The sequence below is a fragment of the Oceanobacillus iheyensis HTE831 genome (genome assembly GCF_000011245.1).
GTDB classification, from domain to species: domain Bacteria; phylum Bacillota; class Bacilli; order Bacillales; family Amphibacillaceae; genus Oceanobacillus; species Oceanobacillus iheyensis.
Map to the genome: position 1 here is coordinate 2,029,997 of NC_004193.1, position 25,098 is coordinate 2,055,094.

Annotated in this window: 21 protein-coding genes, 1 other RNA gene and 2 other annotated features; of the genes, 3 read left to right on the plus strand and 19 right to left on the minus strand. The window is 35.5% G+C overall.

Annotation, left to right across the window (positions count from 1 at the left end; genetic code table 11):
* Positions 1-115: 115 nt before the first annotated feature.
* The 11 genes from OB_RS10335 to cymR form a co-directional block, all read right to left on the minus strand.
* Positions 116-394: a DUF1292 domain-containing protein gene (locus tag OB_RS10335; protein WP_011066402.1), complete on the minus strand. Its 279-nt coding sequence runs from the start codon at positions 392-394 to the stop codon at positions 116-118.
* A gap of 52 nt (positions 395-446) precedes the next feature.
* A complete protein-coding gene (ruvX, locus tag OB_RS10340) occupies positions 447-860 on the minus strand; it encodes a Holliday junction resolvase RuvX (RefSeq protein WP_011066403.1) in 414 nt (137 codons plus the stop codon).
* On the minus strand, positions 857-1,126 hold the full coding sequence (locus OB_RS10345; RefSeq protein ID WP_011066404.1) for an IreB family regulatory phosphoprotein: 270 nt from the start codon (positions 1,124-1,126) through the stop codon (positions 857-859). Before OB_RS10345 ends, ruvX begins: the two co-directional genes overlap by 4 nt.
* A gap of 95 nt (positions 1,127-1,221) precedes the next feature.
* On the minus strand, positions 1,222-3,861 hold the full coding sequence (gene alaS, locus OB_RS10350) for an alanine--tRNA ligase (protein WP_011066405.1): 2,640 nt from the start codon (positions 3,859-3,861) through the stop codon (positions 1,222-1,224).
* Between the two features lie 55 nt (positions 3,862-3,916).
* Positions 3,917-4,124 (minus strand) — a binding site (T-box leader).
* A 48-nt stretch (positions 4,125-4,172) separates the two neighbouring features.
* Positions 4,173-5,240 (minus strand): AI-2E family transporter, encoded by a 1,068-nt coding sequence (locus tag OB_RS10355; protein WP_011066406.1) that lies wholly within the window; start codon positions 5,238-5,240, stop codon positions 4,173-4,175.
* Between the two features lie 43 nt (positions 5,241-5,283).
* A complete protein-coding gene (locus OB_RS10360; RefSeq protein WP_011066407.1) occupies positions 5,284-5,469 on the minus strand; it encodes a hypothetical protein in 186 nt (61 codons plus the stop codon).
* A gap of 66 nt (positions 5,470-5,535) precedes the next feature.
* Entirely contained in the window at positions 5,536-7,866 is a 2,331-nt protein-coding gene (locus tag OB_RS10365; protein ID WP_011066408.1) for an SF1B family DNA helicase RecD2, read from the minus strand.
* Between the two features lie 127 nt (positions 7,867-7,993).
* Positions 7,994-8,659: a tetratricopeptide repeat protein gene (locus tag OB_RS10370; protein WP_011066409.1), complete on the minus strand. Its 666-nt coding sequence runs from the start codon at positions 8,657-8,659 to the stop codon at positions 7,994-7,996.
* 16 nt (positions 8,660-8,675) lie between these two features.
* The gene (gene mnmA, locus OB_RS10375) at positions 8,676-9,791 is read right to left on the minus strand and encodes a tRNA 2-thiouridine(34) synthase MnmA (protein ID WP_011066410.1); all 1,116 of its coding nucleotides are present in this window, start codon (positions 9,789-9,791) and stop codon (positions 8,676-8,678) included.
* Positions 9,792-9,805: 14 nt separating this feature from the next.
* Positions 9,806-10,945, minus strand: coding sequence for a cysteine desulfurase family protein (locus OB_RS10380; RefSeq protein ID WP_011066411.1), 1,140 nt, complete (start codon positions 10,943-10,945; stop codon positions 9,806-9,808).
* Positions 10,946-11,055: 110 nt separating this feature from the next.
* Positions 11,056-11,475, minus strand: coding sequence for a cysteine metabolism transcriptional regulator CymR (cymR, locus tag OB_RS10385; protein WP_011066412.1), 420 nt, complete (start codon positions 11,473-11,475; stop codon positions 11,056-11,058).
* Between the two features lie 133 nt (positions 11,476-11,608).
* On the opposite strand from cymR, the gene OB_RS10390 reads away from it, so the two are divergent.
* Both OB_RS10390 and OB_RS18905 read left to right on the plus strand, forming a co-directional pair.
* On the plus strand, positions 11,609-12,886 hold the full coding sequence (locus OB_RS10390; RefSeq protein WP_011066413.1) for a replication-associated recombination protein A: 1,278 nt from the start codon (positions 11,609-11,611) through the stop codon (positions 12,884-12,886).
* A gap of 78 nt (positions 12,887-12,964) precedes the next feature.
* Entirely contained in the window at positions 12,965-13,651 is a 687-nt protein-coding gene (locus tag OB_RS18905) for an RsfA family transcriptional regulator (RefSeq protein ID WP_041544188.1), read from the plus strand.
* Positions 13,652-13,798: 147 nt separating this feature from the next.
* On the opposite strand, the gene ssrS is transcribed toward OB_RS18905, so the two are convergent.
* From ssrS to OB_RS18480, 4 genes are all read right to left on the minus strand, one after another.
* Positions 13,799-13,984, minus strand: a non-coding RNA gene (ssrS, locus tag OB_RS17950) — 6S RNA.
* A 76-nt stretch (positions 13,985-14,060) separates the two neighbouring features.
* Entirely contained in the window at positions 14,061-15,836 is a 1,776-nt protein-coding gene (aspS, locus tag OB_RS10400) for an aspartate--tRNA ligase (protein WP_011066415.1), read from the minus strand.
* A complete protein-coding gene (gene hisS / locus OB_RS10405) occupies positions 15,829-17,118 on the minus strand; it encodes a histidine--tRNA ligase (protein ID WP_011066416.1) in 1,290 nt (429 codons plus the stop codon). Before hisS ends, aspS begins: the two co-directional genes overlap by 8 nt.
* A 58-nt stretch (positions 17,119-17,176) precedes the next feature.
* Positions 17,177-17,398, minus strand: a binding site (T-box leader).
* Positions 17,399-17,448: 50 nt separating this feature from the next.
* Positions 17,449-17,622, minus strand: coding sequence for a hypothetical protein (locus OB_RS18480; protein ID WP_011066417.1), 174 nt, complete (start codon positions 17,620-17,622; stop codon positions 17,449-17,451).
* A 106-nt stretch (positions 17,623-17,728) separates the two neighbouring features.
* Here OB_RS18480 and OB_RS10410 point away from each other — a divergent pair, with 106 nt between their 5' ends.
* Positions 17,729-18,769, plus strand: coding sequence for an N-acetylmuramoyl-L-alanine amidase (locus tag OB_RS10410; protein ID WP_041544189.1), 1,041 nt, complete (start codon positions 17,729-17,731; stop codon positions 18,767-18,769).
* Positions 18,770-18,802: 33 nt separating this feature from the next.
* Here OB_RS10410 and dtd read toward each other — a convergent pair whose 3' ends face one another.
* The 4 genes from dtd to recJ form a co-directional block, all read right to left on the minus strand.
* A complete protein-coding gene (gene dtd, locus OB_RS10415; protein WP_011066418.1) occupies positions 18,803-19,249 on the minus strand; it encodes a D-aminoacyl-tRNA deacylase in 447 nt (148 codons plus the stop codon).
* A gap of 301 nt (positions 19,250-19,550) precedes the next feature.
* The gene (locus OB_RS10420) at positions 19,551-21,755 is read right to left on the minus strand and encodes a RelA/SpoT family protein (protein WP_011066419.1); all 2,205 of its coding nucleotides are present in this window, start codon (positions 21,753-21,755) and stop codon (positions 19,551-19,553) included.
* Between the two features lie 343 nt (positions 21,756-22,098).
* Positions 22,099-22,611, minus strand: a complete 513-nt coding sequence (locus OB_RS10425; RefSeq protein WP_011066420.1) for an adenine phosphoribosyltransferase — start codon at positions 22,609-22,611, stop codon at positions 22,099-22,101.
* A complete protein-coding gene (gene recJ / locus OB_RS10430; RefSeq protein ID WP_011066421.1) occupies positions 22,601-24,916 on the minus strand; it encodes a single-stranded-DNA-specific exonuclease RecJ in 2,316 nt (771 codons plus the stop codon). Before recJ ends, OB_RS10425 begins: the two co-directional genes overlap by 11 nt.
* Positions 24,917-25,098: the final 182 nt, after the last annotated feature.

Genomic DNA, 25,098 nt, shown 5'->3' on the forward strand with positions numbered 1-25,098 from the left:
GAGCCGTACAAACTAAGACCGCGTCTGACGGAGATATAGGAAACACGATGCTAAGAGGATAACATATAAAAAGCTGATGCCCCTTATAGGCATCAGCTCACACTATTTTATTGTATTAAGCTTCTTCTTCTTCAGCAAGTGTATTTAACATTTCTTCTACCATTTGCCATTCATCATCAGATTCAATTGGGAAAAGCGTAAAGTCTTCATTTTCCTGTTCTTCGAATCGAAATGCATAAACCTCAACTTCTTCTTCTTCCGCCTGTTCAGCGGGAACGACTGCAATGTAAGATTGTTCCGTTTCATCTACATCGAATGTAAACAATACTTCAAATAAATGTTCGTCTCCATTTTCATCTGGAATAATAATTCGTTCTTTTTCTTCTAGTGCCATATAAATCCTCCTTCCTAAAGGTTAGCTGGCTATAACATCCGAAGGGATTTATTTATTTTTGGTCCAAATAACCCTGTAGGATCATAACAGCTGCCATTTTATCAATAACTTTTTTTCGCTTACTACGACTCATATCTGCTTCTAGTAGAACACGTTCAGCTGCCATTGTTGTTAAGCGTTCATCCCATAGATCAACGGGAATTTGAAACACTTTTTCAATGTGGTTGGCATAGCGTTGAGATGCTTCTCCACGTTCGCCAATAGTACCATTCATGTTCTTAGGCAAACCAATAATAGCTTTTCCTATTTCATGTTCACTTATTATTTTTTCTAATTCTTCATCGGCAGAGGACAAATCATTTTCATCCCATCGAATGGTTTTGACTCCTTGAGCAGTCCAACCTAATGCATCACTAACCGCAACGCCAATCGTTTTTGAGCCGACATCTAAACCAATTATTTTCATTTAGTCTCCCTGTTCTGTTCTAGATAAAACTTAACAAGTTCTTCAATCACTTCATCACGTTCTACCTTACGAATTAAATTTCTGGCATCGTTATACCGCGGGATATACGCAGGGTCACCAGATAATAAATACCCTACAATCTGATTGATCGGGTTGTATCCTTTCTCTTGCAGTGATTCATGCACTGTCATCAAGATTTCCTTAATATCCTGATCAAATGGTTCTTCTGAAAAATTGAATTTCATCGTTTTATCAATTGAACTCATCGTGACACCTCATCCCAATTAGCCTTCTACAAATATTTTAACATGTTTGTGGTTATTATTATACTTTTTTCCTTATGAACATACAACCTTCAAGATTATTTGACCGTATCTACTATATATTGCTCCACAGATTGGAGAGCTTCTTTAATTTTAGAAGGATCTTTTCCACCTGCTTGAGCCATATCTGGGCGGCCTCCGCCACCACCACCACAAACAGTAGCAGCCTGTTTCACAATATTTCCTGCGTGCATGTTCTTCTCTAGCATATCTTTTGTAACACCAGCAACTAGTTGTACTTTACCGTTGTTTTCAGCAGCAAGTAAAATAACTCCTGAAGAAAGCTTTTGTTTTAATTCATCCATCATCGAACGTAATTGATTCATATCTTTCACGTTCACTTCTTGAGCGAGTACAGGTACACCTGATATTTCTTTAACCTCATCAAGAATCGAAGAAGCTTCTAAGTTGGATAACTTAGCACTTAATGAATCCACTTGTTTTTGTGAATCTTTTAATTCAACTTGTAATCCTTCAATACGCTCAGGTAATTGTTCTTCTGAAGTTTTTAGTTTTTGAGCACTATTATGCAAAAGATCCAGTTTCGTATTTAAATAATCATAAGCCTGTTTACTTGTCACAGCTTCTATACGACGTGTACCTGCTCCAATACCTGTCTCCTGTACAATTTTAAACAAACCAATTTCCGCAGTATTTATTACATGACACCCACCACATAATTCAATACTATAGTCTCCAATTTGAACAACTCGAACAATATCACCATATTTCTCACCAAATAAAGCCATTGCTCCCATTGCTTTTGCTTCATCAATTTTCTTACTATCAATTGCTACAGGTAAGGATTCCCAAATTTTTTCATTCACTTTTAATTCGATTTGCTGTAATTCCTCTGCTGTAACACCATGGAAATGGGAAAAATCAAATCGAAGTCTTTCTGGACGAACTAGTGACCCTGCTTGGTTCACATGACTACCTAATACATCTTTAAGAGCTTGATGTAATAAATGAGTAGCTGTATGATTTTTAATCACATGATTTCGGAAAGTCCTTTCCACAACAGCATGAACAGGTTGATTTATTTTAAAACTACCTTCTTTGATTTCAATTTGGTGGATATGATCTCCGTTTGGTGACTTCTGAACATCGGACACATAAGCAGAAGCATTTTCTGAATATATCCATCCGTTATCAGCTACTTGTCCCCCACTTTCGGCATAAAATGGAGTCTCTTTTAAGAAAACATAAAGTACATCTCCCTGATTTGCTTCTTCAATTTGGTTCTTATCTTTTACCAATGCTTCGATAGTAGTTTCTTTTTGTAATTGATCGTAGCCAACAAACGTACTGTCTACGTTTATCTCAGTGAAAATCGTATCCTGCACTTGCATAGAATCCACTTTTTGTCGGGCATTTCTTGCGCGCTCTCTTTGCTTATTCATTTCTTTATCGTAGCCAGCTTGATTTACAGTAAACCCTTGTTGTTCAACATATTCCTCCGTTAATTCTTTAGGGAATCCATACGTATCATATAGACGGAATACTTCTTCTCCCGGGAATACCTCACTACCTTTTTTACGCTCTTCTTCTATAATAGAAGCAAGGATAATTAAGCCATCATTAAGTGTTTCGTGGAATCGTTCTTCCTCCACTTTAATAACGTTAGAGATGTAACCTGCATCTTTCTGGACTTCTGGGTAGAAATCTTTCATTATGTCTCCTACAACAGGTACTAACTGATACATAAATGGTTCGTTAACCCCTAAGTCCTTTGCAAATCTTATCGCACGGCGAATTAATCTACGGAGAACGTATCCTCTACCCTCATTAGAAGGCATTGCTCCATCCCCAATAGCAAAACTAACTGTACGAATATGATCTGCGATAACTTTAAAGGATGTATCTTCCGCTTCTGAATTCCCATATTTACGTTTGGAAATACGTTCTGTTTCACGAATAATTGGCATAAATAAATCAGTTTCAAAGTTTGTTGGTACTTGTTGGATAATTGATGTAAGACGTTCTAATCCCATCCCTGTATCAATATTTTTCTTAGGAAGCGGAGTATACGTATCATCTGGATTATGGTTAAATTGTGAAAATACAAGGTTCCACACTTCTAAATAACGATTATTCTCTCCCCCAGGGTAAAGCTCAGGATCTTGCGGGTCATTTCCGTAAGACTCACCGCGATCATAGAATATTTCTGTATTTGGTCCACTTGGTCCTTCACCAATATCCCAAAAATTCTCTTCAATACGAATAATACGTTCTTTTGGAATTCCGATGTCATTTAACCAAATATCATATGCTTCATCATCTTCAGGATGAACTGTTACAGAGAGCAATGCTTCATCAAAATTAATCCATTTTTCATCGGTTAAGAATTCCCACGCCCATTCCATTGCTTCTTTTTTAAAATAATCTCCAATCGAAAAGTTACCAAGCATTTCGAAAAATGTATGATGTCTAGCGGTATAACCAACATTTTCAATATCATTGGTACGAATGGATTTTTGAGCATTTACAATTCTTGGGTTATCCGGAATCACTCTACCATCAAAGTATTTTTTTAATGTAGCTACTCCACTATTTATCCATAATAAAGTCGGGTCTTCATGAGGTACAAGTGACGCACTTGGCTCTACGGAATGACTTTTTTCTTTGAAAAAATCGATAAACATTTGTCTTATTTCTGCTGATGTTAGTGACTTCATAATTATTATCCTCCTTTAAAATTACAGCCAATAAAAAAATCCCCTCACTGCAACATGCAGGGACGAGATATCGCGGTACCACCCTAATTATGAATAAAGTTAATTATTCATCACTTATGTCATAGTAACGGTGTGAAACCGACGGTGATTAGCCGTACTCAGGCATAGCTTTCCATGATAGCTGTATAGTGTCCCTTGCAGCCTTAGAGAACACCTCTCTTAAAACAACTACTTTCATGTACTCTTACCTTCTACGTGATTAGTCTTATTATGATAGCGCAATTATATAAAATTTAACCTCAATAGTCAATCTAGGTGCGCCGGAATTCAATAAATTGCTGAACAATAACTTTCGCTATCATTAAAATAGGAACTGCTAAAATCATTCCTAAGATTCCTCCAAGTTGACTGCCGAATAAAAGTGCAAAAATAATCGCCACTGGATGAATGCGAATTGTCTTCCCCATTATATATGGGGATAATAAATTACTTTCGATAATTTGCAATATAAATAGCGCTAAAATCACAAGCAAAACCTTTCCGCTATCCCCTGCAGTATAGGCAATGGTGATTACTGGTACGGCACCAATAATTGGTCCAAAATAAGGAATGATATTTACAATCGCTAATATAATCGCAAGTAGTAAGCCGTAGGGTATCTTCATGATTAAAAATAACAAAAACGATGCGATTCCTACAAATAAACTTACAATTAATTGACCTCTGATGTACCCTCCTAATCCTTTGTCTAACTCTTTCAGTAACCTCTTCGCATCATCTCGATATTGTGATGGTATAAACTTACCTAAAAAAGAAAGGATTTGTTTGAAATCTTTTAAAAAATAAAAGACTAGAACAGGGATAACAGTAATAATAATAATTTTGTCCATCAAACCGTCAAATCCACCAACTAAATTCGAAAGCAATTGATCTATTCGTGATTCAATCGATGCAATCATATCATCCATTCGGTCATGAACACCTTCAGGTAAGAACGAAGTATACTCATACACACGAAGAATGAGTTGCTCATAAAGTGAAAAGAATTCCGGTATATTCTTACTTATCTCTGTAATTTGTTGCACAATTACTGGATACCCCAGATAAATCGACAAGCCAACTCCACCAAAGAAAATAAGATAGATAAGTAAGATAGAGATTCCTCGATGAATATGAAGTCGGTGTAATTTCTCAATCACAGGATGTAATAAATACGTAATTAGAGTTGCTATAATAAATGGAATTAGCAGTTTGCCCACAAACGTAAAAAATCCACTATAATATGGAACAGTGATTACAAATAAATAAAAAGTGATAATAACTAAAATACCAATTATAAGATAGTAGATGATAGTTTTTCGATCTAATTTTTTCCACATAAATACACTCCTCAGCTAATTTCCATATAAGGCTGGGAGTATATCACAAGCGTCGTTCTTCCAAGGTAAATAAATCGTCTAATGAGCTTAAACTACCATCTGACTCAATTTGATGAACGTTAATTTGATCACCTGATACAGTTAATTCAATACAGCATGACCAGCAATAATAGTCGTGAGAACCAATTTTACCAATTTGTTTACCACGACAATTTGGGCAACGTAGCATATATATCCCCTCTTCATAGAATTATTGCTACTATCCTTGCCCAATAAATGAATAATTATACTCTAGTTACATAAAGTCATATGGGGATACTTCATCTTCTTCTTGTTCTTGTTCAGAGTCTTCATTTGCAGATTCATTTTCTATTCGTGTAACTAAAGCATCCTTTAAGGAAGTATTACGTTGATTTGTGTCTTTGGTATTTACACCTTTAAGAAATGCAGGTTGTTCTCCACATATGATGAGAGATTCTTTACTTCTAGTTATTGCTGTATACAATAAATTCTTTCTCAACATACGGTGATGTGCATAAACAACCGGTAACAGCACAATCGGAAATTCACTCCCTTGTGATTTATGGATTGAGATACAAAAAGCATGTGTGAAATTATTATAGTCTTTACGAATATAAACAACTTCTCGATCTTCAAAAGCAATCACAATTTGTTCTTCATGTTCCGTATTTTCTTCTGGTTTGAATATCGCTACTATTTCACCAATATCACCATTATATACACCATCTTCAGGTTGATTGACAAGTTGAATGACACGATCACCGGTTCGGTAAATCACATCTTGATAATGAATTTCTCTACGCTTCTCCGTTGGTGGATTTATTAATTTTTGTAATTCCTGGTTAATGATATTAATACCAGCTTGGGAGCGATACATTGGAGCTAAGACTTGAATATTATTCAAATCAATTCCTTTTGCTTTTGCTTTTTTCATAACAGAAGATATCACTTCAATCATTTGAGGTTCTCTACATGAAATAAAACTAAAATCTCGATCATTGGATAAAGAATTTGCTGAACAATTATCTTGTTTAATTTCATGAGCTAACTGAATGATTTTTGAACCTTCCTTTTGCCGGTATACCTCTTGAAGAGACACCGTCGGTAACAAATTACTATGCATTAGATCAGTTAAAACTTGTCCTGGACCCACAGAAGGAAGTTGATCTTCATCACCTACTAATAACACTTGCATATCCGCTGGAATAGCTTTAAATAGATGATTTGCTAGCCATATATCTACCATCGAAAATTCATCCACGATTAATAACTTTCCCTCTAATTGTTCATGCTCATCTTTTTCAAAGCTACCAATCCCGTTCCAACCTAATAATCGATGAATGGTTACTGCAGGAATCCCTGTGGACTCTGTCATGCGTTTTGCTGCTCTACCTGTAGGAGCTGTAAGTACAAATGGAAAATCTGATTTATTCTTATAATCCTTTGGGTCCAATGATACCTTTTGCAAGGACGCGTACGCCTTTAAAATACCCTTTATCACAGTTGTTTTGCCTGTTCCAGGACCACCCGTTAAAATCATTAATTTAGAATGAATGGCATGATTAATAGCATCAAATTGTTCTTTCCCGTAGCTTAATACCTCTTCTTCTTCAATCGAACCGATAATCTTTAACATTTCTGCCATAGGGATATTTTCTTCCATTGGCTTATCAAGGATTCGCTTTAGATTAGCTGCAAAGCCATCTTCTGCATAATATAGAGAAGGTAAATAAACTTTTTCATCGATGATGATTATTTTCTTAGCTGTATTTAATTGTTTAAAAACGAAAGAAACAATTTCTATATCACTAGTTGCAATTCGTAACAAATCAACAACTTCTTCTAGACAATCTCGTAAAGGAACATACACGTGCCCAGATTGAATTGCCCGCTGTAAAACAAAGATAATCCCTGCACCAATTCTACTTTCATGCGTTCCAGCTATTCCTTGTTGGGTAGCTATTTGATCGGCTGTTCGGAAACCAAATCCCTCTATATCAAATACAAACTGATATGGGTCTTGTTTTAATAAATCTATGGCTTCATCTTTATACGTCTGATATATAACTTGAGCCATCTTTAAGCCGATTCCATATGTTGCTAAATGAACAGCGACATGTTCAAATCCTTGATTTTCCTTTAATCGATTTGATAATCGTTCTGCTGTCTCTTTAGATAATCCCTTAATTCCCTTTAAAGCATCATCATTATCCAAAATCTTTGTTATTGCCTGCTCACCCAGTCTATCTACTATTCTCTCTGCAGTTGTTTTTCCAACGCCATAAAAGAGATCGCTTGATAGATAACTTATCAAACCATCTCTTGAACTTGGTATTATTGTTTCATAAGACTGAACCTTTAGTTGTGTTCCATATCTAGGATGTTTTTCTAATTCACCATAAAAACAGTAAGCAGTTTGTTCTTGAAGGGTATCAAAATATCCTTTTACAATAATTTCCTTATCCTCATAATCTAAATTCGTGTCATCTATTTGGACACGAACAATCGAAAAATGTTCGGCTGCATTTTGAAATATTGTAGTCAGAACGGTTCCTTTGGCAAATAAAGGTACATTTTGATCTTCAGACATAATTTGTTCTGTCATTTTATTAACCCCTTAACATAAAGTGAATCTTCAATCAATGGGTTTTCATTCTTCCCCAAGTTGAACAGAATCAGACTTTAACCTCACAGTCTTGAAGTGAGGTTGATATTGCCCGTTACAATTGGTTTTATTCTTGATCTCCCAAAAACGCCAATACGGTTTTTTTACCATTTGCAGCAAGCATATGATCTGGTTGAATCTCTAACGCTTGATCAAAATAGTGCATAGCCTCTTCTGCATTATCATGAAATAGTGAAATAACACCTAAATTATAGAAAGCATCACTATGATCTTCATTTAGCTTAAGAACCTGATGAAATATTTTCTCAGCTTCCTCTAAATACTCTAATTGAGCAAGAGCAAGCCCATATTGAAATAGTATTGTTTCATCTTTATTTGAGAGCTCCGTTGCCCGCAATAAATATGGTAGAGAAAGTTTGATTTGTTCATCATTCTTCAAACTCATCCCAAGCATAAAGTAAGCATCACTTTCTTCTAAACCACTTTTTATTGCTTTTTCAAAATACTGCTGTGCATTAGAGAACAATTCTTTATCAAAATATAAGTTCCCTAATGCGTAATAAGCAGTTGCAGCATGCTCATCTAATTCAATTGCTTTTTCAAAAAACCGTTTTGCCCTATCTGTTTCATTTAATTGGAGTAATAAATTCCCAAAGTTTATATAACCAGTTGGGTCTTCCGGATTTTCTTCAATTACTTCGTTAAAAAGTGCAGCCGCCTCTTGATATTTTTTCTCTTTCATTAAACTAATTGCTTGTTGATTCTCATCCATTATCGATTCACCCATTTTATCCTACATAATCTAATTTATGATCATTTTTTATAATTGTATCAATCGTTCCTCCACCAAGACACACTTCACCGTCATAGAACACAACAGCTTGTCCTGGAGTAATTGCCCGCTGGTCTTCTTTAAATGCTACATATACTTCGTTTTCTGATTTGATTGTTACATTTACTTCACTATCTTGTTGACGATAACGGAATTTTGCAGTGCAGTTAAATGTATCTGAAATTTTATCGGGTTGTATCCAGTTTATATCTGTAGCTACAAGTGCATTCGAATACAAATAATCATTCTCATATCCTTGTCCAACGTATAAAATGTTATCAGTTAAGTTTTTACCAACTACAAACCAAGGGTCCCCAGAACCACCGATGCCAAGGCCTTGCCGCTGACCAAGTGTATAATACATTAAACCGTCGTGGCTACCTTTCACAATACCATCTAGTGTTTGCATTTCACCTGGTTGTGCAGGAAGGTATTCACTTAGAAATTCCTTGAAATTTCGTTCTCCTATAAAACAAATACCAGTAGAATCTTTTTTCTCTGCTGTTACTAGCTCATGTTCCTTTGCAATTTTACGGACTTCCGATTTTGGTAAATGCCCCAAAGGAAACATCACTTTATCCAGTACATCTTCCGATAATTGATTTAAAAAGTACGTTTGATCTTTATTTTCATCGTTACCTCTTAGCATTTCAACACGGCCATTTTTATCGCGACGAACTTGTGCATAATGCCCAGTTGCTAAATAATCTGCTCCTAAAGCCAATGCATGATCTAAAAATGCTTTGAATTTAATCTCTTTATTACACATAACATCCGGATTTGGCGTTCTTCCTGCCTTATATTCATCTAAAAAGTACGTAAATACTTTATCCCAATATTGTTTTTCAAAGTTAACGGAGTAGTACGGAATTTCTAGTTGATTACATACACGTACTACATCGTCAAAGTCTTCCGTAGCTGTACAAACTCCAAATTCGTCAGTATCATCCCAATTTTTCATGAAGATACCTACAACATCATAACCCTGTTGTTTAAGTAGTAAAGCAGCTACAGAAGAATCGACTCCTCCACTCATTCCAACAACTACACGTGTATCTTTGTTATTTTTCATGTTTGTTCCTTCCTTTATTTTAATCTATTTACTACCTTAACGATTCGCATACTTGCTTCTTGGATGTTTTCCACTGTATTCATGCTACCAAAACTAAAACGAATAGAATTAGTTGTAATTGGATTTCCTGCACCATACATCGCTGCTAATACATGAGAAGGTTCTACACTTCCTGCAGTACATGCACTTCCACTTGACGCAGCAACACCATCAAGATCAAAATTAGTTAACATAGCTTCTACATTTATCCCATCAAAACTGATATTAATAATCGATGGGATTGTATGATCTTTATCTCCATTAATAGAAAATGAAATTTCATTTTCTATTAATGTTTGTAGGAGAATTTCTTTATAGGATTGGTAATTTTTCAATCTTTCGTCCCTATTATTCATCGATAATTCAACTGCTTTTTGAAATCCGACCACTCCTGGTATGTTTTCTGTTCCAGCACGACGCTTACGCTCTTGTTCGCCACCATATGACAAGGCGTTCATAGCTAATCCTTCTCTAGCATAAAGAAATCCGATTCCTTTTGGTCCATTGATTTTATGAGCAGAAGTTGTTAATAAGTCTATACCCATTTCATCAACATTAATATCTAATAAGCCATACGCTTGCACGGCATCCGTATGGAAGTATGCTTGATGTGACTGTAATAGCTTACCTATTTCTTCAATTGGTTGAATCACACCTGTTTCATTATTTACAAACATTATCGAAACAAGAATTGTCTCATTCGTTAAAGCTTGTTCTAAATCTTCTATATTAACGCGTCCAGTTTCATCTACAGGTAAATAAGAAACGGTAAAACCTTGTTTCTCAAGTTCTTCTGCCGTATGAAGTGTAGCATGATGTTCTTGTACTGTGGTAATAATATGCCTACCCTTGTGCATATTTGCTTTAGCAGTTCCAATTAATGCTAAATTATCGGCTTCCGTTCCACCACTTGTAAAGATTATTTCCTTTTCTTTAGCAGCAATCGACTGTGCAAGTACTCTTCTCGCCCCATCTAAATGTTGTCTTGCTTTTCTTCCAAATGAATGAACACTTGAAGCATTTCCAACAACATCCTGATAAATGGGCATCATAGCCTGTATAACTTCATCGGCAATTGGTGTAGTAGCAGCATGATCTAAATATATAGGTTGCATGATTAAAAAACCCTCTCTATCTAACTGTATCAATTTCATACTTTAAAAACTTGATATAAAGTATGAATATTTTTTACTAAGACTTAGCTTAATGAAACTGACTATGCAAATTAAATATAAAACATATAAGCATCACGTGGTTCATCATTTTCATGATCTACTAAATCTTGTAATGTTGTCTGATCTAAAACATCTTTAACTGCGTCACGTATACTTAACCATAAGGATTGTTGAGCAGGTTTTTCTTCTTCCATGCCTTCTACAATTGTTAAAGGACCCTCAAGAACTCTCAATACATCACTCGCTGTAATCGATTTTGGTTCTCTTGATAACATATATCCACCATATGCACCACGTACACTCTTCACTAAACCTGCATTTCTCAAAGGAGATGCTAACTGCTCCAAGTAATGCTCGGAAAGATTATTTTCTTTGGCAATCATTTTCAAAGAAGTTGGTCCCTGTCCATAGTTTAGTGCTAACTCAATCATAATTGTTAATCCGTATCTTCCTTTTGTTGAAATTTTCATTTATAGACACCTCATATTCTTCGTTCCTATTACATTCTACATGTTATTATATCATGACAACCATCCTCTTGCATTTCACTAGAATCCACTATAAGCTTGAAGGATAAAACTGAAATAAAAAGGACGATTTGTTATGAATCACCATCAACCGCTCGCATATCGTATGCGCCCGAAAAATATAGATGAAATTATAGGACAAGAACACCTTGTTGGTCAAGGGAAAATAATTGATAGAATGGTAAAGGCTAACATGCTATCATCCATGATTCTTTTTGGCCCACCAGGAACAGGAAAAACTTCTATGGCTTACGCTTTAGCAAATAGTGTAGGTCTACCTTTAAAGATATTAAACGCGGTAACGGATAAAAAGAAAGATATGGAAATAGTTGTAGAAGAAGCAAAAATGAGAGGGCAAATGGTTCTTATACTTGATGAAGTTCATCGACTAGATAAAGCAAAACAAGATTTTCTGCTTCCTCATCTAGAAAGTAACTTACTAACCTTGATTGGTTGTACAACGAGTAATCCATATCACTCTATTAATCCGGCAATACGTAGTCGCTGTCATTTATTTGAATTGCACGGGTTAACAATCGACAATGTAAAAACCGCGTTACATCGTGCAATAGTACAATATAATGAAACATCTCAAAATGATATTAATATTGGGGAAGATGCACTTGAACACTTAGCTTTAGCAGCAAATGGAGATTTACGGTCATCTTTAAACGGATTAGAATTAGCGGTAAGTTCGACTCCACCGACGGAAACTGGTGTAATTGAACTCACAATAGATATTGCTGAAGAATGTATGCAAAAAAAATCCTTTTCACATGATAAAGATGGTGATGCTCATTATGATGTTTTATCCGCTTTTCAAAAATCAATCCGCGGTAGTGATGTAGATGCCGCACTTCATTATTTAAGTCGATTAATTGAGGCAGGAGACCTCGATAGTATTGCAAGACGTATGATCGTAATTGCATATGAAGATATCGGGCTTGCTAATCCTCAAGCTGGACCAAGAGCAGTATCTGCTGTACAGGCTGCAGAACGATTAGGTTTTCCCGAAGCTCGAATCCCCCTTGCAAACGTCGTTGTAGAACTTGCACTATCTCCAAAGTCAAACACAGCCTATAAAGCTTTAGATGCGGCCTTAAGTGATTTACGATCTGGTAGAAGTGGTGATGTCCCTGCTCACCTAAAAGATTCTCATTATAAGGGAGCAGAAAAATTAGGAAGAGGAAAAGAGTATTTATATCCTCATAATTATCCTGGTGCTTGGGTAGACCAACAATATCTCCCTGATTCTATCAAAAACCGAATCTATTATTCACCAAAAGATACAGGGAAATTCGAAAAAGCTCTCAAACAAGTTTATGAAAAAATTCAACGAGATAGAAAGAATTAACGTATATTTCCCCCTCTTTGCGGTAACAATAGAAACTACTATACACAATTTCTATTGATTTCTAAATAAGAGGAGTGAATATTCAATGGCAAAAGTAGACAAGATGCATGGTCACATGAAGATGATTTATTATTAGCAGAAACTGTACTTCGTCATATTCGAGAAGGAAGCACGCAGTTAAATGCGTTTGATGAAGTTGGAGATCAGCTTAATAGAACTTCTGCTGCATGTGGGTTTCGTTGGAACGCGGAGGTACGTGTTAAATATGATAATGCAATTGATTTAGCTAAACGACAACGAAAAGAGAAAAAGAGAGCACTCAGTGCAGGCATGAAAAAAACTTATAGTACACAGCAACCTTCAACATTCACAACTAGTATAGAAGAAGAAGTAGGAGTAGAACTAACTGATTCTTCAAAGCAGGTAACGAACTCTATACCAACTATTAATATAGATTCCGTAATTCAATATTTACGAGAATTAAAAAAAGACTATCATGCTTCCAATCAATCAAAATCCGCGTTGGTATCCATAGAACATGAGAATACAGCTCTAAAAACAAAGGTAGAAGAATTACAGGATAAATTAGCGGATACCGAGAAACAACTAGCTACCATGCAAGAAGATTATCAAACATTTATCCAAATCATGGACCGTGCTAGGAAAATGACTGTTTTTAATGATAATGAAAACGGATTTGTTGCGCCAGCTTTCCGAATGGATAAAAATGGTAATTTAGAACAACTTGCTCATGGTTCCAATTAATTTAATAAATATATAAAGAGAAACTGGATGATTCTTAGTTTCTCTTTTTTTATGTGTAGAAATACACTATACTGGATTTTACAAATATGGACTAATAAAACACAAAACTGCCAAGAATGTATCTTGACAGTTTGTTTTATGTATACGTTCAATCCCGATTGTGCCGTCTTATTTCAAGCTTTGATCCCGCTATCAGCAGGTGGGTGTCCTGTTTTAAGGGTATTGTGCCTCCTACCATTTTTAGGCTTGCACGCACCTTAAAAACCAATTAGACTCCCATTTTTATAGTTGTTCGGTCAAAATACTTTTAATAGACGAACACATCAGGATGATACGTAAATTAAATTTTATTGTGTATTTATATTAGCATATTTATTTTTTGTAAACAATAGGTTTGTTGTACGATATTTTACTGGTTCTTTTCCCCTGATTGCAATTGAATAGATAATTCTTGTAATTGATCATCACTTACACCACTTGGAGCTGCAGTCATTAAATCAGAGGCTGAAGCTGTTTTTGGAAATAGAATGGTATCACGGAGGTTAGATCTACCTGCTAACAACATGATAATGCGATCCAATCCAAGAGCTATACCTCCATGTGGAGGTGCACCATATTCTAAAGCATCTAATAAGAATCCAAATTGACTACGTGCTTCTTCTTCTGAGAACCCTAGAACTTTAAACATTTGGTCCTGTTGTTCCTTTTGATGAATACGAATGGATCCTCCTCCAAGTTCAAAACCATTTAACACTAAGTCATAAGCATTTGCACGTACACTCGCAGGATCAGTTTCTAATTTATCTAAATCTTCTTCGATTGCAGATGTAAATGGGTGGTGTGCTGCAAAATATCTGCCTAAGCCTTCGTCATACTCTAATAATGGCCAATCTGTAACCCATAGGAAATGGAATTTGGATTCATCTATTAAACCTAATTCCTTACCTAAGTAAAGACGTAAAGCTCCAAGACTATCGTATACAACATTCGTTTTATCCGCTACAAATAACAATAAGTCTCCTTGCTCTACATTTGCACGATCACGAATACCTGCAACTTCCTCTTCAGATAAGAATTTAGCAATAGGACCTTTCAATTCGCTTTCATCCGCTTTTAGCCATGCAAGCCCTTTAGCATCATAAACTTTTACATATTCTGTTAATTTATCAATATCTTTACGAGAATAGTTATCCGCTTTGCCTTTGATATTTAATAAGGCTACCTTCCCGCCGTTATCTACCGCTTGAGAAAATACCTTAAATCCAGATGAAGCCACGATATCAGAAACATGAATTAATTCTAAATCGAAACGTGTGTCTGGTTTATCAGAACCATATCTATCCATTGCCTCTTGATATGGCATACGTGGTAATGGTAAAGAAATATCTATATCTTTTACTTCTTTCATTACTTTTTTCATCATATGTTCTGTCATATCCATAATTTCATCACTAGTTAAAAATGACGTTTCTATATCGATTTGTGTGAATTCAGGTTGCCTATCTGCACGCAAGTCCTCATCACGGAAGCATCTTGCGATTTGATAATATCGCTCAAAACCACCCATCATAATTAATTGCTTAAACAATTGTGGAGACTGAGGTAAGGCATAAAATTCTCCCGGGTGTACACGACTAGGAACTAAATAATCTCTTGCACCTTCTGGCGTACTCTTCGTTAGAATTGGTGTCTCCATCTCTAAGAAATCTTTGTCATTTAAGTAATTTCGAATAGATTGGGTTGTTTGATGACGCAATCGAAATGTTTCTTGTAATGAATTTCTACGCAAGTCCAAATATCTATATTTAAGCCTGACATCTTCTGAAACATCTGTTTCATCTTGTATGGTAAACGGTGGTGTTTTTGCTTTATTTAAAATTTGGACTGAAGAAGCATTAACTTCAATTTTACCCGTTTTCATCGATGGATTGATGGTTGCTTCATCACGAGCAACTACCGTGCCATTGATTTCAATTACATATTCTGAACGAATATTTTCCGCTGTTTCTAAAGCCTTTTTAGAATGGTCAGGATTAAAGACAACTTGTATGAGTCCTGATTTATCACGAAGATCAATAAAAATCAACCCGCCAAGATCTCGACGCTTTTGAACCCAACCTTTAAGCAATACTTTTTCACCTATATTTTTTTCGTTTAGCCTACCCGCCATTAATCTTTCACTCATATATTTTTCCTCCATTCAGCTTTTCCTGAAGCACTTCAACCAGTTGAGACATGGAAACCTCACTTTGATCACCAGTAGACATTTCCTTTAAAGTGACTTCCTGTTTTTCTATTTCATCATCGCCAAGGAAAATGACAAATTTAGACTGATAACGATCCGCAGCTTTTAGTTGCCCTTTCATTTTACGCTTCTGGTAATCCATATCCGCTTGTATTCCGTTATCTCGAAGTCTCTTCACGACTTTTGTTGCTTCCAGCTTAGATTCATCTCCCATATTTGCAACAAAGCAGTCAAGTTGTTGATCGATAGGAAGTGTAATATTTTCAGCCTCAAGTGCCATTATTAACCTTTCTAGGCCCATCCCAAAACCGATTCCAGGTGAGCTAGGACCTCCAAACTCTTCCACTAAACCATTATAACGTCCCCCACCAGCTAGGGTAGTAATTGCTCCGAATCCTTCTGCTTCACTCATAATTTCAAAAGCAGTATGGTTATAATAATCTAAACCACGTACGAGGTTGGGATCAACTACATATTCAATGTCCAATGCATCTAAATACGTCATCACATCAGCGAAATATGTCTTCGAGTACTCGTTTAAGAAATCAGTTATTTTCGGTGCAGTCCCCATAGCAGGATGATCTCTATCTTTCTTACAATCAAGAACCCGCAATGGGTTTTTATCAAGACGATTTTGACAGTCATGGCATAATTCTTCCCTGTGAGGTTCAAAGTGTTGAATTAATGCATTACGATGTGATTCTCTGCTTTCTTGATCACCTAACGAATTAATAACAAGTTTTACAGATTTTAAACCTAGGCTTTTATATATATTCATCGCAAAGTCCATCACCTCTGCATCAACTGCAGGGTCTTCACTGCCTATAACCTCTGTCCCGAATTGATTCAATTGGCGCATTCTTCCCTTTTGAGGACGTTCATAACGAAACATAGAACCAAAATAAAATAATTTGGTAGGTTGATTAGGACTTCCAAATAATTTATTCTCAACATAAGCTCGAGCTACAGAAGCAGTTCCTTCTGGGCGTAATGTAAGACTTCTTCCGCCTCGATCCTCAAACGTATACATTTCTTTTTGAACAATATCTGTTGTATCCCCTACTCCACGTTGGAATACTTCAGTATGTTCAAACAATGGGGTACGTATTTCTTGATAATGATAATTATGACATATCTCTTTAATTTTACTTTCCGCAAATTGCCATTTTATTGATTGCTCTGGTAATAAATCTACAGTTCCTCTAGGAGCTTTCATACTCATAAACTTACCTCCTTATGATTATCCGTACATACAAAAAACTCCCGTCCCTTCAAATTAAAGAAGGGACGGGAGTTTACCCGCGTTGCCACCCTAGTTGATGTTCAAAAGTTAGAACATCCGCTTTCACAGATAACGCCTGCAACACGTTTATACCTACTATATTCGATATAAAACCTCCAGAATGTCTTTCATTTGGAGCGTATAGGAAATAGCTTTCAGCCAATGGCTACTTCTCTCTTTGCTACTGCTTCCAAATTACTTTTTCCTTCAACGGTTGTACGTTCTATTTGATTGGAATGTATATTATAATAATCTCTGTTAGCAATAATGTCAAGAACGGATTATTTTTTTCTTTAATAATTTCACTTCACCAATGGATATTCCTAGCTCTGAAGCTATTTCCATATAATTCGAGCTTTCTTCTATTTCCATAAATTGATGTAGATCTGCAGACAGTAGATCTGAATTCTGGCTTGCACTCCAATGTTTTTTTTGAACTCGCAATATTGCCACTCCTCCAAATAGATTCCATTTCTATTTATAGCTTTGCCTAAAAGAATATTTTTTATTATACTATTAAAAGATAAAGTTAAATTCGGGGAGGAAGATCGTGAAATTAACTACACTCATATCAACGATTTTATTTACGCTGTTGTCTATCTTTGTATTTGAACAGTCAGTAAATGCAGACACTGCCATTGTAGATGGTGATGGAGTACATGTGAGAAGTGGCCCAGGTTCTGAATATGATAGTATTGGTAATGTAAATAACGGACAATCTTATCCATTGCTGCAGCAACAAACTGACTGGGTAGAAATTGATTATAATGGAGAGTCTGGCTGGGTTTCACAAGAATACATAAACATAGAGAGAGTTGAACAAGAATATGCTGAAATAGACAGTGAATCAGTAGACACAGTATATAATAATACTCACCTAAGATCAGGTCCATCTGTGAATGATGCGATAATTGCTTACGTTGATCAAGGAACTACCTTGGCTATTGTACGTAGCGAAGAAGAATGGCTTGAGGTTGAGTATGAAGAATCTACTGCCTTTGTTCATCGAGATTTTGTTACGGATACAACAAAAATACCAAATAATCTTGGTTTTAAAAATAAAACCATCGTTATTGATGCGGGGCATGGCGGAAGAGATGTCGGAGCAATCGGCACCTCGAACACGTATGAAAAAGACTTTACCTTCTTAACTGCTCAAGAACTAGCTAGTGAGTTGACTTATTTAGGAGCTGATGTACACATGACCAGAAGCCATGATGAGTTCATTTCTTTAAATAGTCGAGCATCCTACGCAAATTTTGTTGATACAGATGCTTTCATTAGTATTCACTATAACAGCGTAGCTGACCTACCAAGTGTCACCGGTATTGAAACATTCTATTATAATGATCAAATGAAACCCCTTGCTGAATCAGTTCAACAAGGTATGATTCGTTCATCAGAGGATGAGGATCGCGGAACTTCTTTCGGGGATTTCCAAATTCTTCGTTTAAGTTTACAGCCTTCTCTTTTATTAGAATTAGGATTTATTTCTAATGAGGAACAAGAAGCATTACTTTCAACTACTGGTTATCAAAAACAGTTAGTAAGTGGAATACTCGAAGGATTATCCACACATTTTAACCAATAAAAAATCGCCAGCGTTCCTATAGCTGGCGATCTTTTATCTATCTTTACTATCAATGATTAGAGTTACAGGTCCATCATTTGTTAATTTCACATCCATCATAGCACCAAATTCCCCAGTTTCAACATGTATCCCTTCGTCTATTAAAGAGGTATTGAACTTATTATATAAATCTTCTGCTACTGATGGTTTTGCTGCTTGCATAAAGTTCGGTCTTCTTCCTTTTCGAGTATCTCCATATAATGTGAATTGAGAAACAGAAAGAATACTTCCTCCTACATCTTTTAAGGATAAATTCATTTTCCCATTTTCATCTTCAAATACACGCAGATTAGGAATCTTTGATACCAAGTATTGTATATCTTCATATGTATCTTCATGTGTGATACCTAACAACACAACAAACCCACTGGATATATTGCCAATAATTTGATCATCTACTGTTACACTTGCTTCTTTTGATCTTTGTATTACTACCTTCATACTAATTAACTCCTAACCTTAAAATGAAACTACATCATTTGGAGATTTGATTCACCCATTAAATATATCATGACCTAAAGGACTTTGAACTGAACAGATTGAAGACAATAGGTTTCGATCATAAAAATCGTGCAAGCCAGAATAAGCGCATGAAATATACGGAGACCCAGATGCATAAACACCTGGAGCTCACCAGCCAACATAGGATAAAAACAGTATATTTCTGAAGCAAATTTTAAAAAGCTAACTACTCGCATCTATCTTATGCCTTAGATTTTTTTGTCTTAATCGCTTGAGAAAATTATTGCACTGTCCTAGTTACAGTATAAACATCACTAATTTGTTTAATTCGATCAACAATTTTTCGCAAATGACTAGTATTATGAATTAATATAGTTAATTGAATAATCGCCATCTTATTTCGATCTGACCTGCCATTTACATGGGTAATATTCGTTTTCATTTCATTAACTGCTTGTAGCACTTCATTTACGAGTCCTCGTCGATCGTAACCAGTTATTTGTAAATCAACATGATATTGCTTCTGCTCAGCGTATTCACTTTCCCACATTACATCTATATATCGTTGTTTCGCTTCCTCCGTTTGAACATTTGGACAATCTGCTCGGTGTACCGATACACCTCTGCCTTTTGTAATATAGCCTAAAATTTCATCCCCTGGAACTGGATTACAACATTTAGCGATTCGAACTAGCAAGTTATCTACACCAGCTACTCGTACACCAGAGTCCTTTTTGTACATTCTTTTTATATGCTGGTCCGATTCCGTCTTAACTTCTTCAATAGTTGCTTGCAAATCTTGTTCTTTCTCGCGAGATTGTCTTATTTTTTCTGTCAATCTCGTTGCAATTAATGAAGCAGTAATTCCTTGATAACCAACTGCAGCATACATATCTTCTTCGTTTTGAAAGTTAAATTTGTCAAAAACCCTATTTAAGTTATCTTGGGTTAAAACTTCTTTAGGATCAATATCATTTTCACGTATTTCTTTTTCGACAGCTTCTTTTCCTTTAACAACATTTTCATCTCGCTGTTGCTTTTTAAAGAACTGTTTAATTTTACTCTTCGCTTGTGAAGTTTGTACCATCTTTAACCAATCTTGAGAAGGTCCATAAGAATGTTTAGATGTCATTACTTCCACGATATCGCCATTTTGTAATTCGTAATCTAATGGCTCCATTTTACCGTTAATTTTTGAACCAATCGTCTTATTACCTATTTCCGTATGGATTTTAAATGCAAAATCTAAAGGAATTGAACCAGAAGGAAGTTCAATCACTTCCCCTTTTGGTGTAAAAACATATACCATATCTGAAAATAAATCAATCTTCAAGGACTCAATAAATTCTTCTGCATCATGAGTTTCACTTTGCCATTCTAAAATTTCTCGGAACCAAGATAGCTTTTCCTCGAAACTACTTTTTTCTCGAGAAGTCTTACCTTCTTTATATGCCCAATGTGCAGCAATACCGTATTCAGCAATATCATGCATTTCTTTTGTACGTATCTGTACTTCTAACGGATCCCCTTTTGGACCAATGACCGTTGTATGAAGTGATTGATACAAATTTTGTTTGGGCATTGCGATATAGTCTTTGAATCGTCCTGGCATTGGTTTCCAATTTGTGTGAATAATACCAAGTACGGCATAACAATCTTTAATATTTTCAACAAGAATTCGTACAGCAAGTAAATCATAAATTTCATTAAATTGCTTTTTCTGTTTTACCATTTTTTGATAGATACTATATAAATGTTTCGGTCGGCCGGACATTTCTGCTTCAATATTAACCGTGTCTAATTCAAGGGCCAACTCATCTATGACTTCTTGAATATAAGATTCTCTTTCTTCACGCTTTTGCTTCATTAACTGAACGATCCGGTAATACTGCTGTGGGTTTAAATAGCGCAAAGCAGTATCTTCTAACTCCCATTTAATAGTAGAAATACCTAATCGATGTGCCAACGGAGCAAAGATTTCTAATGTTTCATTAGAAATTCTGCGCTGTTTTTCTGGAGCAAGATGTTTTAATGTACGCATATTATGCAATCGATCTGCAAGCTTAATCATAATAACACGTATGTCTTTTGCCATTGCTACAAACATTTTTCGATGATTTTCTGCTTGCTGTGCTTCTTTTGTTTCGTATCGAATTTTTCCTAACTTGGTCACACCATCTACCAACATCGCAATTTCATGATTAAATGCTTCTTCTAATTGTTCTACTGTTACATCGGTATCCTCTACCACATCATGTAAAAACCCGGCAGAAATCGTTTCTGAATCCATTTGTAAGTCAGCTAATATACCTGCAACTTGAACAGGATGGATAATATATGGTTCTCCAGATTTCCGAAATTGATCTTTATGCGCATCGGAAGCAAACTCATATGCTTGTTCAATTAATGCGACATCATCTTCAGATAAATAAGTTTTTACTTGTTCCACTATATCCCTTATCGTCACATTTTCATCTTTTGCCATGTAATCACCTTTACTTGCTGTATATTCTTATATTGTAAAACGAAAATCATTTCATATGTAATCAAGACAGATTGCACTTACTTGAACTTGGATTTCGACAATCCAGTCGACATAGCGGTTTTTTGCTATGAATTAGTTGAAGTCGTGCTTTTTAAGTAACGAACATCTGCAATTAAAATCAAATAGTTCAACATTTAGATTTCAAACAAAATCCTTTTAACGATTTGATTCGTTTGTTAAATAATATTAATTATAAATCTTTTTGATACATGCTGTCCAACTATAAAATTATAAAGAAGTAGGTCTGACATTTATTGGCAATGTCAGACCTACCGCTACAACTCTAATATTTCATTAAAGTTAATACATCGTATCCTTCTAGTTTATCTTTTCCATCTAGATATCCTAATTCAACAAGAAATGCACATCCAACCACGATACCGCCAAGTTGTTCTACTAATTTAATCGTAGCTTCTATAGTTCCCCCAGTTGCTAATAAATCATCTGTGATAAGTACTCGTTGCCCGGGTTTTATGGCATCTTTATGAATCGTTAGTACGTTTTCTCCATACTCCAAGCCATAATCTACTTTAATAACTTCTCTAGGAAGCTTGCCTTCTTTTCTTACAGGTGCGAACCCTACTTCTAATGCATAAGAAACCGGACAACCAACAATAAAACCTCTAGCCTCAGGCCCTACTACTAAATCAATTTCTTTGGTATTTGCATAATCTACAATCTCGTCGACTGCAGATTTAAAAGCTTTTCCATCTGCCATCAATGGGGTAATATCTTTAAATTTAATGCCTTCCTTAGGCCAATCTTCTACTATTTCAATATAATTTTTAAATTCCATGTGTTGCTTCCTCCCTCGGATTTTCCAAATAATCCATACTTTCCATAAACCATTTTCTTAAATCCTCATAATTTGAATAATACAGTTGTTTTTCTATCTCAGATTGTTTCTCTCGTGCTTGATAAACGGTTGATTCAGTTAAATCTTTTTTGAGTGGATTATCCAATGCTGTAACTTTACCATCTTTTATTTTAACAAAGCCTAAATCAGAAAACACCTCAGACATAAAATTAATTTTATCTTCATTCCAGCCTTTGTGCTTTTTTAACGATTCTACATTGGCAGCAACATGGAATGGGCCTTGTTTCTTTATTAAAGCATAATACCACACGAAATCTTCTCTACTAGGAAATGCAAATAAATAATTACTTGATTCAACTTCATAACACACGACAATCTTCTTAGGTTGAAAATAATTGATTACATATTTTAAGTCATCTAATTGTTTGGGAAGATCATTTATATAAACCGTACGGCATCTGTTATGGTCGCTAATAATATCACTGTTATAACTAACATGACTAACTTCACTTGTAATAGATTCTGTTTGATTAGATATGATAACCGCATCTTCTTCTACGTGCGGGATGATATTTTCTCTACGTTTACCTCTGTAATCAAACAACTGCCATTCGTCAATCTTCATATCTTGTATCATTAATTGGGCAGTCTGGTTACCATTCCATTCATTTATGGATAGTTCTCCTGCAATTTGAATCGGTGTATGGGGGGCAATTTGATTATAAGCATCTCCCCAACCGAAGCCAATAGCGTCCATACGAGTAGAATTTTTACGGAACTGCATTTTTAAATGATTCTTTTTGCTTCCAATCCGCTTTATATCTGAAGGAATTTCTTTAATTTGAAAGACAGGCTTAGGATTTTTCATTCCAAAAGGAGCAAGCTTCGAAATATCCTTTATTAATTCTATATTAATATTTTCCATATTTAATTGCCCGCTTATTTCCAATTCCTGTTTTAAATCTTCCTCCGCAAGTTCATTATTTAATATATCATCAAGTTGAAGTTCTAACTTATCTACATTTTCTATCGGAAGCGTCATACCGGCAGCTTGCGAGTGTCCACCAAAATGTGTAAATAAGTCTCTCATTCGCATACAACCTTCAAATAAATCAAAAGCTGGAATACTTCGAGCAGAACCTTTTACGACTCCATTTTCTGGTTGGGTTGATAACACAATTGCTGGTCGATCGTACTTTCGAACTAGATGTGAAGCTACAATACCGAGAACGCCCTGATTCCAAGCTTCATTCGAGACCACAATAATTCTTCTTTCTGGTTTGGAATTCACAATTTGATCGGCCTCACTAACAATCCGCTGAACTACTTTTTTTCGTTCATCATTTATTTTATTAATTTCATTGGCTATCTCCAAAGCTGCTTCCATATCTTCAGTAAGAAGTAGTTCAACTGCTAAATCAGCATCCTGTAATCTACCAACAGCATTCAGTCGTGGTCCTATAGAAAAACCTATTGATTGTTCATCTAAATCTTCTATTTGACATACTTGTATCAATGCTTTTAAACCAACATCCGTTGTCGCTCGTAGTTCCTTTAACCCGTAAGAAGCCAATACTCTATTCTCATCAAATAACGGTACTAAATCGGCAATAGTCCCAATTGCGGTGTATGATAAAAACTGAGACGGAAAATACCCCAGGAGAGCTTCTGCAAATTTAAAAGCTACTCCAACACCAGCTAGTTCATTAAACGGGTATTCGGGAGAACACTTTGGATGAATGATTGCGAAGCTTTCAGGTATATTGGTTTGAGGTTCATGATGATCAGTAATAATCAAATCCATACCTAGTTCATTAGCTATATTTGCTTCATGAACGGATGTTATACCAGTATCTACAGTAATAATTACTTTGTATCCTTGTTCAGATGCATTACGAAATGCAGCTTCATTAGGTCCATAGCCCTCCGTAAATCGATTAGGAATATAGAAGTCACATGTAGCCCCTAATTCAGTTAATGCTTTTAACATTACTGCTGTTGAGCTTACACCATCTGCATCATAATCACCAAATACTAGAATCTTTTCTTCATTCTGTATTGCTTTATGTATTCGTTGAACCGCTTTTTCCATGTCCTTTAAAAGAAATGGGTGATGTAGATCATCTATTTGCGGAGATAGAAAGCGTTGCACCTCTTCATTTGTTGTTATTCCTCGTTGAATAAACAACTGCTTCAATAAAGGAGATAGATTAGTGTCTTTTAGTAAAGAACTGTTATGATCTTCTACCTGATTATATCTCCATTTCATTTTACTATCTAACATACGTTCACCCCTGACTAATCTATTATACAAAAGTAAGTTAAGAGGAGCAAATAGATTGTTATATATTCTTTATAGCTAGTTAGTATAAAAAAAGGATGGGACTAAAAAGTTATGAATCAAAAGATAAACGTAGTAAACATAGCTTTGAGATCAATCTAGATAATACCATAGCTACTTTTTAA

Excerpts from the sequence above, each read along its gene's own strand:
- OB_RS10335 (WP_011066402.1), bottom strand. The coding sequence starts at position 394 with ATGGCACTAGAAGAAAAAGAACGAATTATTATTCCAGATGAAAATGGA.
- ruvX (WP_011066403.1), bottom strand. The coding sequence starts at position 860 with ATGAAAATAATTGGTTTAGATGTCGGCTCAAAAACGATTGGCGTTGCG.
- OB_RS10345 (WP_011066404.1), bottom strand. The coding sequence starts at position 1,126 with ATGAGTTCAATTGATAAAACGATGAAATTCAATTTTTCAGAAGAACCA.
- alaS (WP_011066405.1), bottom strand. The coding sequence starts at position 3,861 with ATGAAGTCACTAACATCAGCAGAAATAAGACAAATGTTTATCGATTTT.
- OB_RS10355 (WP_011066406.1), bottom strand. The coding sequence starts at position 5,240 with ATGTGGAAAAAATTAGATCGAAAAACTATCATCTACTATCTTATAATT.
- OB_RS10360 (WP_011066407.1), bottom strand. The coding sequence starts at position 5,469 with ATGCTACGTTGCCCAAATTGTCGTGGTAAACAAATTGGTAAAATTGGT.
- OB_RS10365 (WP_011066408.1), bottom strand. The coding sequence starts at position 7,866 with ATGACAGAACAAATTATGTCTGAAGATCAAAATGTACCTTTATTTGCC.
- OB_RS10370 (WP_011066409.1), bottom strand. The coding sequence starts at position 8,659 with ATGGATGAGAATCAACAAGCAATTAGTTTAATGAAAGAGAAAAAATAT.
- mnmA (WP_011066410.1), bottom strand. The coding sequence starts at position 9,791 with ATGAAAAATAACAAAGATACACGTGTAGTTGTTGGAATGAGTGGAGGA.
- OB_RS10380 (WP_011066411.1), bottom strand. The coding sequence starts at position 10,945 with ATGCAACCTATATATTTAGATCATGCTGCTACTACACCAATTGCCGAT.
- cymR (WP_011066412.1), bottom strand. The coding sequence starts at position 11,475 with ATGAAAATTTCAACAAAAGGAAGATACGGATTAACAATTATGATTGAG.
- OB_RS10390 (WP_011066413.1), top strand. The coding sequence starts at position 11,609 with ATGAATCACCATCAACCGCTCGCATATCGTATGCGCCCGAAAAATATA.
- aspS (WP_011066415.1), bottom strand. The coding sequence starts at position 15,836 with ATGAGTGAAAGATTAATGGCGGGTAGGCTAAACGAAAAAAATATAGGT.
- hisS (WP_011066416.1), bottom strand. The coding sequence starts at position 17,118 with ATGAGTATGAAAGCTCCTAGAGGAACTGTAGATTTATTACCAGAGCAA.
- dtd (WP_011066418.1), bottom strand. The coding sequence starts at position 19,249 with ATGAAGGTAGTAATACAAAGATCAAAAGAAGCAAGTGTAACAGTAGAT.
- OB_RS10420 (WP_011066419.1), bottom strand. The coding sequence starts at position 21,755 with ATGGCAAAAGATGAAAATGTGACGATAAGGGATATAGTGGAACAAGTA.
- OB_RS10425 (WP_011066420.1), bottom strand. The coding sequence starts at position 22,611 with ATGGAATTTAAAAATTATATTGAAATAGTAGAAGATTGGCCTAAGGAA.
- recJ (WP_011066421.1), bottom strand. The coding sequence starts at position 24,916 with ATGTTAGATAGTAAAATGAAATGGAGATATAATCAGGTAGAAGATCAT.